General features: G+C 71.5%; 12 protein-coding genes. 2 read left to right on the forward strand and 10 right to left on the reverse strand.

Features of this window, described 5'->3' with window-relative positions; genetic code table 11:
- Positions 1–771, reverse strand: a complete 771-nt coding sequence (locus A37W_RS0119290; protein ID WP_018304693.1) for an FG-GAP repeat domain-containing protein — start codon at positions 769–771, stop codon at positions 1–3.
- Positions 771–1094: a 2Fe-2S iron-sulfur cluster-binding protein gene (locus tag A37W_RS0119295; protein ID WP_018304694.1), complete on the reverse strand. Its 324-nt coding sequence runs from the start codon at positions 1092–1094 to the stop codon at positions 771–773. The genes A37W_RS0119290 and A37W_RS0119295 overlap by 1 nt, the downstream gene beginning before the upstream one ends.
- 207 nt (positions 1095–1301) lie before the next feature.
- Here A37W_RS0119295 and A37W_RS0119300 point away from each other — a divergent pair, with 207 nt between their 5' ends.
- Positions 1302–1859: a peptidoglycan-binding domain-containing protein gene (locus A37W_RS0119300; RefSeq protein WP_018304695.1), complete on the forward strand. Its 558-nt coding sequence runs from the start codon at positions 1302–1304 to the stop codon at positions 1857–1859.
- Between the two features lie 172 nt (positions 1860–2031).
- The gene (locus A37W_RS0119305) at positions 2032–2922 is read left to right on the forward strand and encodes a cation diffusion facilitator family transporter (protein ID WP_018304696.1); all 891 of its coding nucleotides are present in this window, start codon (positions 2032–2034) and stop codon (positions 2920–2922) included.
- A 54-nt stretch (positions 2923–2976) separates the two neighbouring features.
- Here the strand turns inward: A37W_RS0119305 and A37W_RS23480 are convergent, their stop codons facing one another.
- The 8 genes from A37W_RS23480 to A37W_RS0119340 all read right to left on the reverse strand — a co-directional run bounded on the left by A37W_RS23480 (position 2977) and on the right by A37W_RS0119340 (position 13544).
- Positions 2977–3336 carry an ATP-binding cassette domain-containing protein gene (locus A37W_RS23480; RefSeq protein ID WP_157236508.1) on the reverse strand — a complete coding sequence of 120 codons (360 nt, stop codon included), beginning with the start codon at positions 3334–3336 and terminating at the stop codon, positions 2977–2979.
- 66 nt (positions 3337–3402) lie between these two features.
- The gene (locus A37W_RS0119310) at positions 3403–4134 is read right to left on the reverse strand and encodes an ABC transporter ATP-binding protein (protein ID WP_018304697.1); all 732 of its coding nucleotides are present in this window, start codon (positions 4132–4134) and stop codon (positions 3403–3405) included.
- The gene (locus tag A37W_RS0119315) at positions 4107–4886 is read right to left on the reverse strand and encodes an ABC transporter permease (protein ID WP_018304698.1); all 780 of its coding nucleotides are present in this window, start codon (positions 4884–4886) and stop codon (positions 4107–4109) included. Before A37W_RS0119315 ends, A37W_RS0119310 begins: the two co-directional genes overlap by 28 nt.
- Positions 4887–5885 carry an ABC transporter substrate-binding protein gene (locus A37W_RS0119320; RefSeq protein WP_018304699.1) on the reverse strand — a complete coding sequence of 333 codons (999 nt, stop codon included), beginning with the start codon at positions 5883–5885 and terminating at the stop codon, positions 4887–4889.
- A gap of 232 nt (positions 5886–6117) precedes the next feature.
- Positions 6118–9387, reverse strand: a complete 3270-nt coding sequence (locus A37W_RS0119325) for an efflux RND transporter permease subunit (protein ID WP_018304700.1) — start codon at positions 9385–9387, stop codon at positions 6118–6120.
- A gap of 10 nt (positions 9388–9397) precedes the next feature.
- Positions 9398–10594 (reverse strand): efflux RND transporter periplasmic adaptor subunit, encoded by a 1197-nt coding sequence (locus A37W_RS0119330; RefSeq protein ID WP_018304701.1) that lies wholly within the window; start codon positions 10592–10594, stop codon positions 9398–9400.
- Positions 10591–11241 (reverse strand): TetR/AcrR family transcriptional regulator, encoded by a 651-nt coding sequence (locus A37W_RS0119335; RefSeq protein ID WP_026198617.1) that lies wholly within the window; start codon positions 11239–11241, stop codon positions 10591–10593. Before A37W_RS0119335 ends, A37W_RS0119330 begins: the two co-directional genes overlap by 4 nt.
- 263 nt (positions 11242–11504) lie before the next feature.
- Entirely contained in the window at positions 11505–13544 is a 2040-nt protein-coding gene (locus tag A37W_RS0119340) for an NADH:flavin oxidoreductase (RefSeq protein ID WP_018304703.1), read from the reverse strand.
- Positions 13545–13641 lie beyond the last annotated feature (97 nt).

Consider the following 13641-nt stretch of genomic DNA (forward strand, 5'->3'; position numbering starts at 1 on the left):
CTAGCACGTCATTGCCGTCGTGACCGCCGCGGCGGAGAAAGGTCCGAGGTCGCGGGCCGCGACGGCCGCCCCATCGAAGGTCAGGGCGAGGAGGCGGCTCCAGTCCGCGCTCGCCACGATCATCTCCGGCCCCGCGCCGCAGTCGCGCACGCCGCCGGTGATCGCCGGCTCGCCGATGCGGTGGTTGGTCACGCCCGAGACCGCCGCGACCTCGGTCAGCGCGCCGTCCGTCCAGCGCCAGACGCGCAGCACCCGCGCGAGGTGCGGCCGGTCCACGTAGGCGATCTCGACCGCGCCGTCACCGTCCAGGTCGGTCGCGCCCACCGGCGCCAGCCAGCGGTGCGCCTGGCCGATGTAGGGCGTCGTGGCGAGCAGCCGCAGGTCGGTGCCGTCGTGGCCATAGACTGCGATCTGCGCCCCGCGGTCGACGTGGCTGCGGACCACGATGACCTCGTTCGTCCCATCACCGTCGAGATCGCCGAGGCGGGGCGCGACGTCCTCGAACACGTGGGACTCGTCCAGCGCCGCCTGCGTGCCGCACAGGCCGTGGTTGCCGGGAAGGTCCACCCACAGCGAGGAGGGCTCGGTCTGCCGGCCGAGGACGAAGTGGTCGTAGCGCGTGACCGGATCGTCGAACCACGCCCGCGCCGGGGCGCCGGCCTCCGCGACGGTCACGCTTTCGGGGTGGGCCGTCAGCGTGGCCTGATCGACGATGCACGCCGCCGCCGGCGCGGACCACACGGCCAGCGCGGCGGCAAGCGACAGCCGCATCAGATCTGCTTCTCGGGCATCTGAACCACGAGCCCGTCCAGCGCGTCCGTCACCTTCAGCTGGCAGGTCAGACGGCTGCGCGCGGGGTCGGGCTCGAACGCGAAGTCGAGCATGTCCTCTTCCATCGGGTCGCGCGGCGGCAGCTTCTCGACCCAGTCGGGCATGACGTAGACGTGGCAGGTGGAGCAGGCGCAGGCGCCGCCGCAATCGGCCTCGATCCCGGGGATGCCGTTGTCGCGCGCGCCCTCCATCACCGTCAGTCCGTTGCGCACGTCGACCGTGTGCTCGGTGCCGTTGTGCTCGATGTAGGTGATCCGCGCCATGTCGCCGTCCCGTGCTTCGTTTCGCCCGCCCTACTTAGGGGAGCGGCCGGCGCCAATCCAGCGCCGAAAGGCGCACGCGCCTGTGGAGCGCGGGCGACACCCCGGGCAGCAAACGTGCGCGCGCCCGTGGACGCGTCGGCCGACGCCGCTAGAGTGCCGGGCCAACAGGACCGGACAGGTCCGGCCGAGCAGTCCGAAGGCGATCCGTTGCGCAGTCTCCCCCTTTCCGCCGCGGGCCTCGCCGTTCTCGCCGCCTGCGCGACCCCCGCGCCGGAGCCGGCGGAGGACGAGGCGCTGGTCGGACCCGCCTTCCTGTCGGCGCAGATCGAGAGCGGGCCCGATGGGCGCTGCTACGGCCGCGACATCACGCCGGCGGTGATCCAGACGGTGACGGCGCAGGCGCTCGAGACGCCGGCGGTCCTCGGCCCCGCGGGCGAGGTGGTGCAACCGGCGGTCTATGCGAGCGTGATCCGGCAGGAAATCGTGCGCGAGCGGGAGGAGGTGGCGTTCGAGACCCTCTGCCCGCCCGCCTATACGGCGCAGTTCGTCGAGAGCCTGCAGCGCGCGCTCTTCGCGCGCGGGTTCTACCGCGGGGCGGTCACCGGCCACATGGACGCGCAGACCGGACGGGCGGTGCAGGACTTCCAGCGGGAGGGCGGACCGGACAGCCCGCTTCTGTCGCTGGCTGCCGCGCGGGCGCTGGGACTGGTGGCGCTGTCGGCCGAGCAACTCGGTCTTGCGTCGGAGGACGGTCAGCGGCCCTGAACAGGGGTTTGCACCGTGCAACTCCTTGCATCGGCTCGCTCCAATCTCCCTGGGGGCGAGACGACAACCGCTGACCGGCGCGGTCGCGCCCGTTGACGGGCACCGGGCCTTGCGCGAGGGCATGGTCCGTAGTCAAAGGCCGACCCGCGCTGCCCGACCAAGGAGGACTCACGTGTCTTCGACCTTCAGGCTCGCCGTCGGCAGCATTGTCGTGGGCGTCGTCGTCCTCGGGATCAAGCTGCTTGCCTGGTGGCTGACCGGCTCCGTCGCGATGTTCTCCGACGCGCTGGAGAGCATCGTCAACGTCGCCACCGCTGTCGCCGCCCTCATCGCGATCCGCATCGCGGCGCGGCCCGCCGACGCCTCGCATCCCTACGGCCACGACAAGGCGGAGTTCTTCAGCGCGGTGCTGGAGGGCGTGATGATCATCATCGCCGCCCTGCTGATCCTGCGCGAGGCGGTCCACGGCGTCCTGAACCCGGTCGCGCTCGACCTCCCGGTGGAGGGCCTGCTCGTGAACGGCCTCGCGACCGTCATCAACGCGGTCTGGGCGTGGATCCTCGTCACACGCGGCCGGGCCCGCCAGTCGCCCGCCCTCGTCGCCGACGGCAGGCATCTGTTCACCGACGTCGTCACCTCCGCCGGCGTGATCGTCGGTCTGCTGCTGGCGACGGTCACGGGCTGGTGGATCCTCGACTCCCTGATGGCCGCCGCGGTCGCCGTCAACATCCTGTGGTCCGGCTCGCGCGTGGTGAAGGAGTCGCTCAGCGGGCTGATGGACGAGGCGGTGCCGCAGGCGACGCTCGAGACCGTGCGCAGCGTCATCGCGACCGAGGCCGGAGGCGCGATGGAGGCGCACGACCTGCGCACCCGCCACGCCGGCAGTTCCACCTTCATCGACTTCCACCTCGTCGTGCCGGGCGAGACGACCGTCTTCGACGCGCACGAGATCTGCGACCGGATCGAGGCGGCGCTGCGAGAGGCGGTGCCGGGCGCGATGATCACGATCCACGTCGAACCCGAGCACAAGCAGAAGCATTCCGGCATCGTCGTCCTGGACTGACGCGGCCGCGAGCGGCGGCGGGGGGTTCACGGCAAGACGGCCCGGCCTGGCAATTCAGGTCATTGGCGGACCGCGACCAGGCAGTCGCCGACGGTCCCGGCAAGCTTCGGTGCGACGCCCGCGACCGGCCCGCGGCCCCCGCGCCGGTCGGCCCCCACTCCAGCCCCCGGGGCCGTGCAGCCGGCGCAGATTGGCGCGGACCGACCTGTCGGGGTCGACGGACCGGCTCTGGAACACCACGCCGAGGCGGGCGCGGATCGCGGGGCCGGCAGCGCGGTGGTCCTGCCCGAACAGGCGCACCTCGCCCGCGTCCGGCGCGAAGCGGCCCGAGACGACCCGGAACAGCGTCGAATTGCCCGCGCCGTTGGGGCCGAGGAGCCCGGTGAAGGTGCCGCCCGGCAGCGTCAACGACACGCCGTCCAGCGCGGTCGTCGGGCCATGGCGCTTTCACCACCTCCGTCGGCTCCAGCACCGGCGCGGTCATCCGCCGGCCTCCCGGTCCAGCTCGTCGGCGAGCCGGCGGACTTCCACCGGGTCGCGGGCGCCCGGGGCCAGGTCGATGCGGCGGTCCATCACGATACGTGCCGGCCGCCCCTCCAGACGGATCGCACGGGTGGCGAGGCGGGCGGCGTCCTCGGGCTCGTGGCTGACGAGGATCGAGGTGAGGCGCCGCTCGGCGACGATGCCGGCGACGAGCGCATGCAGCTCGCGCACCAGCCGCCGGTCGAGCGAGACGAACGGCTCGTCGAGGAGGAGCAGCCGCGGCTCCACCGCCAGCGCCCGGGCGAGGGCGACGCGCCGCTGCATTCCCCCCGACAGCTCGCCGGGCAGGAGGCCCCCCTGCCCGTCCAGACCCATGCGCGCCAGCAGCGCGGCGATCCCCCCGTCGGTGATCGCGGGCGCGGCGAGCCGGATGTTCTCGGCCGCCGTCAGCCAGGGCAGCAGGCGCGGATCCTGGAAGACGAAGCCTGGCATCGCCGCCTCGGCCGGAGGAATGCCGCCGATCCGGACGGTCCCGCCCACGTCGCGGTCGAGGCCGGCGACGATGCGGATGAGGGTCGACTTGCCGACGCCCGACGACCCGAGGAGCGCGACCGACTCTCCCGGCTCCACCACGAGGTCGAGCCCGTCGAACAGGGGCGGTCCGTCGCCGAAACTCTTCCGCAGGGCGCGGACCTCGACGCCTACGGCGTCCGCTGGACCGGCCGCCATCCCAGAACCCTTTGATCCAGCCGCCGCATCACGAGGTATTCGAGGGCGATCACGATCGACATGAAGGCGAGCGTATAGGCCAGGATGCCTTTCATGTCGAAGTTCTGGAAGAAGATGCCGATGCGGAAACCGACGCCGCCGTCCGAGCCCAGCACCTCGAACACCAGGACGATCTTCCAGATCAGCGACAGGCCGGTCCGCGCCGCGGCCAGCACGTAGGGCATCAGCTGCGGCACGACGATCCGCCGGATCCGGCGCAGGAACGGCACCCGGTAGACGCGGCCGAGTTCGGCGTAGCCCGCGTCCAGCGCCCGCACCCCCTCGCGCACGGTCACGGCGACCAGCGGCGTCTTGTTGATGCAGACGGCGAGGATCAGGGCCGCCTCGGTCAGGCCCATCCAGATATAGCAGGCGATGGCGACGACGATGGCGGGGATGTTGAGGCCGATCAGGACCCAGCTGCCGAACAGCCGGTCGGCGGCGCGGAACCGGCCGATCGCAGCGCCGACGGCGATGCCGACGATCATCGACAGCACGAACGCGATGGCGGCGCGGGTCAGCGTCTTGCCCACGTCCTCGGCCAGGCGACGGTTGACGAGAAGGTCCCACATCTCGGCGAAGACCGCGATGGGCGTCGGAAACAGCCGGTGATCCACCAGCAGCGACAGCAGATGCCACAGGACGAGAAGCAGCGGCAGCGACAGCCACTCGAGCCACCGCCCGCCGCCCGCGTTGCGCCCACGCTCCGCCATTCAGCGTCTGTAGCCGTCCCAGAAGGTGCCGGGGTCCATCTCGGTCGAGTCGCCCGTCAGCTCGGCGCCGCCATACTCCGCCATCAGCGCGAAGGCGGCCGCGGCGGCCTCGATGGTGGATTCGTCGTAGGTTGTGATGATCCCGCGGCGGTAATCGTCGCGCAGCGCGGTGAAGAGCGCATCGTCGCCTTCCGCTTCCATCGTCTCGCGCAGGTCCTCCCAGGCCGCGTCGTCGGTGGCGAGCAGCTCCTTGGCGGCGAAGCTGGCGTGGAAGAACGAGGCCAGCTCGTCCGCCTTCTCCTCGGCCGTCTCCTCGGTGAAGACCCAGGACAGGAGCGGCGGCTGGGTCTCGATCCCGAGGCCGGTCATCATCTCGGCGACCGAGATCACCTCGCGGGCGCCGGCCGCCTTGGCGCGGGAGTTGAAGTGCCAGAAGTTCAGCGAGGCGTCGACGCGTCCGGCCAGCATCAGCTCGTTCACCAGCGGCGGCGCGCCGAAGCGGGCCTCGACCCGGTCGGCGAGTGCCTCGCCCGTCTCCCTGGCATAGAAGGCCTGCAGCGCGATCCAGCTCTTGTCCTCGGGGCCGCCGGCGATGGCGATGGTCCTGCCCGGCAGATCGGCCACGGTCTCGATGTCGCTGCCCACGGGCACCATCAGCCCGCCCACGGCGAGGGAGTGGGGCACGGTCACGACCGGCTCGCCCTGTGCGCGGAGAGAGGCGACCCAGATGTAGTCCGACAGGATCAGGTCGGCGGCGCCCGACAGCAGCGCGACGTGGCCCGCCTGCTTGTTGGCCACGTCCATCAGCTCGATCTCGATCCCCTCGGCGCGGTCGAGGAGGCGGGACGTGATCGTCTCCATCTCCCAGCGGGCCGTGCCGGAGAGCTGGACGCCGACGATCAGCGTCCGCGCCTGCGACGACTCCGCCAGCGCGGCCCGCGGCGCTAGAGCGGCGGCGGCGCCGAGGGCGATGAGGCGATGGAACTCGCGGCGTTTCATGTGATCTCCTGGAGGCTGCGCGTGGCGCGGCGTTCTGCGTCCTTTAGTATCCGCGCCGGCGGGGAGATGCCAATTATCGCGACATCGCCTGCGCCGTCCCGCTGATCCTGGGGAGTTTGTTCCGACAGCGGCCCGCTCCGTCCGTCGGTCGCAGCCAGCGGTGGGGGCCGGCCCGCCTTTTCCTCGCCTCGCCACGCGATCGGCCGGGCGCCTGCGCACCCGGCCGCACGCATCATTCCGCCGCGTGGCGGGTGGCAGGCGCCACCCCTTCCAACATGCCGATCCGGCGGCGCAGGGCGGCAAGCTCGGAGTCCTGCGCCTCCAGCCGGTGCACCAGCTGCTCGGTGTCCGGCAGCGGCGGCTCCTCGTCGCGCTTGCCGACGAAGCGCCCGAACGCCCAGGTCAGACCCTTCTGCAGGTCGTCCATGATGAGGAAGAACGACGGCACCACGATCAGCGACAGCACGGTCGAGACGATGATCCCGCCGATCACCGCGATCGCCATCGGCGCCCGGAACGACCCGCCCTCGCCCACGCCCAGCGCCGAGGGCAGCATGCCCGCCGACATCGCGATTGAGGTCATCACGATCGGCCTCGCCCGCTTGCGCCCCGCCTCCACCATCGCGGTCAGGCGATCGAAGCCCTTGGCCCGCTGCTCGATGGCGAAGTCCACCAGCAGGATCGCGTTCTTGGTCACGATCCCCATCAGCATCAGGATGCCGATGAGCACGGGCATCGAAATGGCGTTGTCCGTCAGGATCAGGCCCGCGGCGACGCCGCCGATGGCGAGCGGCAGGGACAGCAGGATCGTGAACGGCTGGATCACGCTCTTGAACAGCAGGATCAGCACCGTCAGCACCAGCATCAGGCCGAAGATCATCGCGTTGGCGAAGCTCTGCGTCAGCTCGGCCTGGATTTCCGCGTCGCCCGATTCCGCGACCCGGACCCCCTCCGGCAGCTCGACGCCGGCCACGATCTCGTTGAAGCGCGCCGTCGCGGTGCCGAGGGCGACGCCCGGCGGCAGGTTCGCCCCGATGGTGGCGAGCCGCTCGCGGTTCAGGCGGTCGACGGTGGCCGGCCCCTCCGCGATCTCGATGTCGGCGACCGCGTTCAGCGGGACCGAGGCGCCCGTCGCCGTCGGCACGCGCAGGGCGCCCAGGCGCGACAGGTTCGTCGCCACGTCCTCGTCCAGCTCCACCCGGACCGGGATCAGCCGGTTGTCGATGGAGACCCGGGCAAGATTGGCGTCGAAGTCGCCGATGGTCGCCACACGCAGCGTCTCGGCGATGGAGGCGGTCGTCACGCCGAGGCGCGCGGCCTCTTCCAGGCGCGGCGTCACCTGCACCTCGGGCCGCGGCAGAGCGCCCTCGGCCGCGACGTTGGCGAGGAGTGGATCGCCCCGCAGCGCGGCCTCGAGCCGGGCCACGCCCTCGTTCAGCGCCGCCTCGTCCTGCGACAGGATCGAGAACGAGATATCCCGCGCCCCGCGGTCGTTCAGCTTGTAGGCGCGGACGTCGGGAATGTCGGCGAGGCGCGCGAAGATCTCGACCTCGACCTCGGCCTGCGGGATCTGCCGGCCGAGTTCCGCAGGCTGCGGCACCAGGGCGCCGACGACGGGCAGCTCGTGCCCGACCTCCAGCAGCCGGTGCTCCAGCGAATGGTGCAGCTTCTCCAGCAGGACGGTCACCGAGGCGCGGCGCACGTCCATGTCGCCGGTCGGGGACGACCCGCCGAGGACGAACACGCTGTCCACGCCCTCGACGCCGAGGATCGCCTGGCGGATCGCTTCCGTCGTGCGGTCGGTCTCCTCGAGGGTGGAGCCGGGCGGCAGCTCGACCGAGATCGGGATGCGGCTGACGTCCTCGGGCGGGATGAAGCTGCCGGGCACCTGCGCCAGGAAGTAGAGCGACACGCCGAGGGCGCCGATGGCGAACACCAGCGTCAGGTAGCGCACGCGCATCGTGATCCGGACGAGCCAAGCGTAGCCCCGCATGACGAACCCGTCCTTCGGCTCTTCGTGGTGGGCGTCCTTGTCGCGCATCAGGTAGGCCGCCATCAGCGGCGTGATGAGGCGCGCGACCATCAGCGAGAAGACGACCGAGATGCCCACCGTCAGGCCGAACTGGCTGAAGTACTGGCCCGGGATGCCGGGCATGAAGGACACCGGCACGAACACGGCGACGATGGTCGCCGTCGTCGCGATGACCGCCAGGCCGATCTCGTCCGCCGCGTCGATGGCCGCCCGATAGGGCGACTTGCCCATCTTCATGTGCCGCGAGATGTTCTCGATCTCGACGATGGCGTCGTCGACGAGGATGCCCGTGGCCAGCGTGATGGCGAGGAGCGACACGAGGTTCAGCGAAAAGCCGAGCAGGTCCATGACGTAGAAGGTCGGGACCGCCGACAGCGGCAGGGCGACCGCCGCGATCAGCGTGGCGCGCCAGTTCCGCAGGAACAGGAACACGACGAGGATGGCGAGGATCGCGCCCTCCAGCAGCGTGTTCATCGCCGCCTCGTAGTTGCCGACCGTGTAGTAGACGGTGTCGTCGACGAGGGTGATCGTGACGTCCGGGTTCTCGGCCCGGATCGTGGCGAGCTGTTCGTTCACCACCTCGGCGACCGACACCTCGGACGCGCCCTTGGCCCGGAACACGCCGAAGGTCACCACCTGCTCGCCGTTGAAGCGCGAGAAGGAGCGCAGCTCCTCGTAGGTGTCGACCACCTCGCCGAGTTCGCCCAGCTTGACGTAGCGGCCGGACGGCAGGGCGATGGTCGTCTCGCGCAGGTTCGCGGCCGTCGACGCGTCGCCGAGGGTGCGGATCGCCTGCTCGGCGCCGCCGATCTCGCTGCGGCCGGCGCCGATGTCGGCGTTGGTCGCGCGCAGCTGCTGGCTGACGGACGAGGCGGTGATGCCGAAGCTGTCGAGCCGTGCCGGCTCCAGCTCCACCCTTATCTCGCGGTCGGCGCCGCCGTAGCGGTCGATCCGGCCGACGCCGGCCTGGCCCTGCAGGGCGCGGGTGATGACGTCGTCGACGAACCAGGACAGCTCCTCGATGGTCATGCCGGGGGCCGAGACGGCGAAGGTCATGATCGCCTGCCCCTCGACGTCGACCCGCGTCACGACGGGCGTCTCGGCGTTGGCCGGCAGGTCGCCGGTGATCTGATCGACGGCGTCCTTGGTGTCCTGCACCGCCTGATCGGTCGGCACGTCCATCCGGAACTCGACGATGGTGGTCGAGACGCCGTCCGAGACGGACGAGCTGACGTTCTTGACCCCGGTGATGCCGGCCACGGCGTCCTCGATCTCCTTGGTGACCTGCGCTTCCAGCTCGGCCGGGGCGGCGCCGGCCTGGGTCGTGGTGATCGCGACGAGGGGCACGTCGATGTTCGGAAAGCGGGTGACCGGCAGCTCGCGGAAGGACTGGTAGCCCAGCACCATCAGCATGAAGAACAGCAGGATGGGGGCGATCGGGTTCCGGATCGACCAGGCGGAGAAGTTCATGTCCGTTCCCTCAGTTCGAGGCGAGGTCGGCCGTCTCGGCCGGAATGGGATTGATCCGGTCGCCCGGCCGCACGAAGGCGCCGGCGCGGGCGACGACGCGGTCGCCCGCGCCGAGGCCGTCCAGGATCTCCACCGTGCCGCCGTCGCGGATGCCGGTGGTCACGGCGACGCGCTCGACGACGCCGTCGCCGGTCACGCGCAGCACCGTCTCGCCCCGCCCCTCGGCGGGCGCGGCGACGGCGCTGACGGGCAATGTCAGGCCCTCGCGCTCCTCCACCAGGATCTCGGCCTCGGCGAAGAGGCCCGCGCGCACGCGGCCCGGCTCTTCCAGCGAGATGCGGACGCGGCCGAGGCGGGTCTGCGCGTCGACGGTCGGCTCGATGAGGCGGACCGTCCCCCGCAGGGTGTCACTGAGGCCGACCGGGCGCAGCGCGACCGTCTGGCCGAGCTCCAGCTTCAGCAGGTCGCTCTCGGACACGTCGGCCTGCAGCTCGACGAGGCCGTCGCGGATGATGACGAACATCGGCTGTCCGGCAGCGGACGCGATGGCGCCGATCTGGGCGTTGCGCTGGCTGACGATGCCGGCGACGGGGCTCACAACCTCGGTCCGGCGCAGGTTCAGCTGCACGTCGGCGATCTGCGCCTCGGCCACGCGGACCTGCGCCTCGGCGGCGACGAGGCCCTGTTGCGCCGCGTCCACGCGGGCGAGCGCCGTCGCGGCGCTCGACTCCGCCTGGTCGGCGGAGGCCCGCGACGTGGTCCCGTCGGTGGCGAGCTGGCTGGTCCGGTCGCGCACGCGCACCGCCTCGTCGGCGGCGGCCCGGGCCTCGGCGAGGCTGGCGCGGGCCTGCGCCACGGCGGCCTCGGCCGACGCGCGGCCGGCGTCGAGCTGGCTTTCCTGCAGCCGCAGCGCGGCGTCCGACAGGCGGGCGAGAACCTGCCCCGGCTCCACGCTGTCGCCCACGTCCACCAGCAGTTCCTCGATGGGCTGGCCCTCGATCAGCGGCGCGACGGCGATGCTCTCGACCGGTTCGAACAGGCCGGAGGCGAAGATGGTGTCGCGCACGGTGCCGGACGTCGCCTCGGCCACGGTGATCGCGGGCGCCGTCTCGGTGGCGGCGGCGGGCGCCTCTGCGCCATGCTCCTGCGCCAGGGACGGCGCGGCGAAGACGGCGAGGGCGGCGAGAAGGATCGGCAGGCGGGTCATTCCGTGGTCTTCCTGGCAGTGGTGGCGACATCGTCGAGCAGCTGCCCGACGGTGCGAAGGACGAGGCGGCGGAGCTCGGCGTGGTCGGCGGCATCCTCGTGCCCGCGGCCAAGCTGGACGGTGGCGCCCTTGACGATGACGATCAGAAGCTGCGCGTGCGCCTGGAAGCGCGAGTGCGCCTCGGCCTCGGGCAGGCCGGACATGCGGGCGAAGACGCGGGTGATGCTGCGGGCGATGGTCGCCTCGAGCCGCTCGAGGCTCTGGCGCACGGCGGGACGGCGGATCGCGGCGGCCTCGATCTCGGCCCAGATCGCGCCGTCCGAGCGGCAGGCCGCATCGTCGATGCGCTCGGCGAGGGCCGCGAGCAGGGTCTCGCGCGGATCGCCGGCGCCGAGGACGACGCGCATCGCCCCGTCGACCTCGGTCAGGTCGTGCGCGACCATCGCCTCGATGATCGCGTCCTTGGACGAGAAGTAGCGATAGAAGTTCCCCGCGCTCATCCCGGCCGCCCCGGCGAGATCCTTCATCGACGCCCCCTCGAACCCCTTCGCGACGAACACGTCGCGGCAGCGATCGAGGATCTCTCGCGCACGCGGGGACGCGGCGGGATCGGCGGTTTCGGCGAGCCTGGGAGAGGCAGAGTTCACGAAGGCGGCTTTCCGGCGGTGAGAATGAACGTTCATTCACCTAGCGATCTGAACCGAACGGTTCAAGTCCGGAAAGTCTCACTCCCGGTGCAATGCGTCAGAGGGCGGACCGTTTGTCGGCCGAACCGCGTCAACAGCCGATCTTTTCGGCACATGGCTCAGTGCCGGGGCGGAAAGCGCATGCGACAGCGGGTCCGGCGACCCGACGCCGCGGCCGTGGCGCCCGTCGCGCCCGTCCTCGACGCGTCACTCGCGCCGGAACTTCAGACCGCCTTGCACAGACGCAGGGCGTCGTAGATGGCCGCATGGGTGTTCCGTGCGGCCACCGCGTCGCCGATGCGGTACAGCCGGTACGTGCCCTCCGCATTCCGGACGACGTCCTGCGGCCGGCCGGCGATCAGCGCGTCGTGGTCTACCTCTCCGAGATTCGCGGAGCCGGGCCGCAGCTCGAGATAGATCTCGTCCATCGGCAGGGTGCCGCGGTTCACCACGACCTGATCGACGTTCCGCTCCCGCCGGCCGGCGCCATAGTCGCTGCCCAGAACGGCGACGAGACCGTTGCCCTCTCGCCGGACGGCGACCAGCTTCCAGGTCACGGTGAAGGTGGCGTCCCGGACCTGCAGCTCGCGCATCGCGGGCGTCAGGGACATTCCCATCACCTCGGCCGCGAAGGTGCGGTCGCGGGTGACGATCTCGACCGCGGCCCCGGTCGCGGCGATTGCCTCGGCCGCCTGGAGGGCGGCATAGTCGCCCGCGTCGTCGTAGATCAGGACGTTCGTTCCCGGCCGGGCGTCGCCGGACAGGATGTCCCACGCCGACACGACGAGGTCGTCCCCCGTCTCCAGCCCCTCGACCTGCGGCAGGCCCCCGGTCGCGACGATCACCACGTCGGGCGCCTCCGCCAGGACGTCGCCCGCATCGGCGACGCTGTTGTAGCGGAAGGTCACTCCCAGCCGCTCGCACTCGGCCACGCGCCACTGGACGATCTGCATCATCTCGCCCCGCCGGGGCGTCAGCGCGGTCAGCCTTATCTGCCCGCCCGCCCGGTCCGCCGCCTCGTGGACGATCACCTCGTGGCCGCGGGCGGCGCAGACGCGGGCCGCCTCCACCCCCGCGGGACCGGCGCCGACGATGACGACGCGGCGGCGCACCCCGGCGGGCGGCACCTCGTGCGGCTGCTCCAGCTCGCGGCCCGTCGCGGGGTTGTGCAGGCACAGCGCCATGCCGCCCTGGTAGATGCGGTCGAGGCAGTAGTTCGCGCCGACGCAGGGGCGGATGCGGTCCTCCTCGCCCCGCAGGATCTTGGCCACGATGTGCGGATCGGCCATGTGCGCGCGGGTCATGCCGACCATGTCGAGCTTGCCCGAGGCCACCGCGTGCCGGGCCGTGGCGACGTCCTGGATCTTGGCCGCGTGGAAGGTCGGCACCCCTGCCGCCGCCCGCACCTCTCCCGCGAAGTCGAGGTGCGGGGCCGAGCGCATGCCCTGCACCGGGATCACGTCGGTCAGCGCGGCGTCGGTGTCGATGTGGCCGCGGGTGACGTTGAAGAAGTCGACCATCCCGCTCGCCTTCAGCCGGCGCGTGATCTCCAGCCCGTCCTCGCGGGTCAGGCCGCCCGCCACCACCTCGTCCGCGACGTAGCGCAGGCCGACGATGAAGTCCGCGCCGACCCGGTCGCGGATCGCGCGCAGCACGTCGAAGGTGAAGCGCAGGCGGTCGTCCAGGCTGCCGGCGCCGTAGGGGCCGTCCAGTTCGTTCAGGCGGGGCGACCAGAAGGCGTCCATCAGGTGGCCGTAGGATTCCAGCTCGATCCCGTCGAGGCCGGCGGCCTGCATCCGTTCCGCCGCGTCGGCGTAGTCGCGGACGATCCGCGCGATGTCCCAGTCCTCGATCAGCTTCGGGAACGCCCGGTGCGCCGGCTCGCGCGCGTGGCCGGGCGAGACGGTGGGCAGCCAGTCGCCAGTGTCCCAGCGCGAGCGCCGGCCGAGGTGGGTGAGCTGGATCATCACCGCCGCGCCGTGGTCGTGGCATTCGTCGGTCAGGGCCTTCATCCAGCCCACGACCTCGTCCTTCCAGGCGAGGACGTTGTTGAACGCGGGCGGACTGTCGCGCGAGACGATGGCCGAGCCGGCGGTCATGGTCAGCGCGACCCCTGCCCTCGCCCGCTCCACGTGGTAGGCGCGGTAGCGGTCCTTCGGCATGCCGTCCTCGGGATAGGCTGGCTCGTGGCTGGTGATCATCAGCCGGTTCTTCAGGGTGAGGTGCTTGAGCCGGTAGGGCTGCAGGAGGGGATCGGCGGACATCGGCGGGCTCCGTTGATGGATCCCCGATGGCAGGTCTGCCTGCCCGTGTCATCTCCTTCGTCCCATGATCGGGATCCGGAGTTCGTTGCGCCGGCCG

Origin of the sequence: Wenxinia marina DSM 24838 (genome assembly GCF_000379485.1) — a bacterium.
Taxonomy (GTDB): Bacteria; Pseudomonadota; Alphaproteobacteria; order Rhodobacterales; family Rhodobacteraceae; genus Wenxinia; species Wenxinia marina.

What these genes read in the sequence shown, in the direction of transcription:
- A37W_RS0119290 (WP_018304693.1), bottom strand. Translation starts at nt 771, where the DNA reads ATGCGGCTGTCGCTTGCCGCCGCGCTGGCCGTGTGGTCCGCGCCGGCG.
- A37W_RS0119295 (WP_018304694.1), bottom strand. Translation starts at nt 1,094, where the DNA reads ATGGCGCGGATCACCTACATCGAGCACAACGGCACCGAGCACACGGTC.
- A37W_RS0119310 (WP_018304697.1), bottom strand. Translation starts at nt 4,134, where the DNA reads ATGGCGGCCGGTCCAGCGGACGCCGTAGGCGTCGAGGTCCGCGCCCTG.
- A37W_RS0119315 (WP_018304698.1), bottom strand. Translation starts at nt 4,886, where the DNA reads ATGGCGGAGCGTGGGCGCAACGCGGGCGGCGGGCGGTGGCTCGAGTGG.
- A37W_RS0119320 (WP_018304699.1), bottom strand. Translation starts at nt 5,885, where the DNA reads ATGAAACGCCGCGAGTTCCATCGCCTCATCGCCCTCGGCGCCGCCGCC.
- A37W_RS0119325 (WP_018304700.1), bottom strand. Translation starts at nt 9,387, where the DNA reads ATGAACTTCTCCGCCTGGTCGATCCGGAACCCGATCGCCCCCATCCTG.
- A37W_RS0119330 (WP_018304701.1), bottom strand. Translation starts at nt 10,594, where the DNA reads ATGACCCGCCTGCCGATCCTTCTCGCCGCCCTCGCCGTCTTCGCCGCG.
- A37W_RS0119340 (WP_018304703.1), bottom strand. Translation starts at nt 13,544, where the DNA reads ATGTCCGCCGATCCCCTCCTGCAGCCCTACCGGCTCAAGCACCTCACC.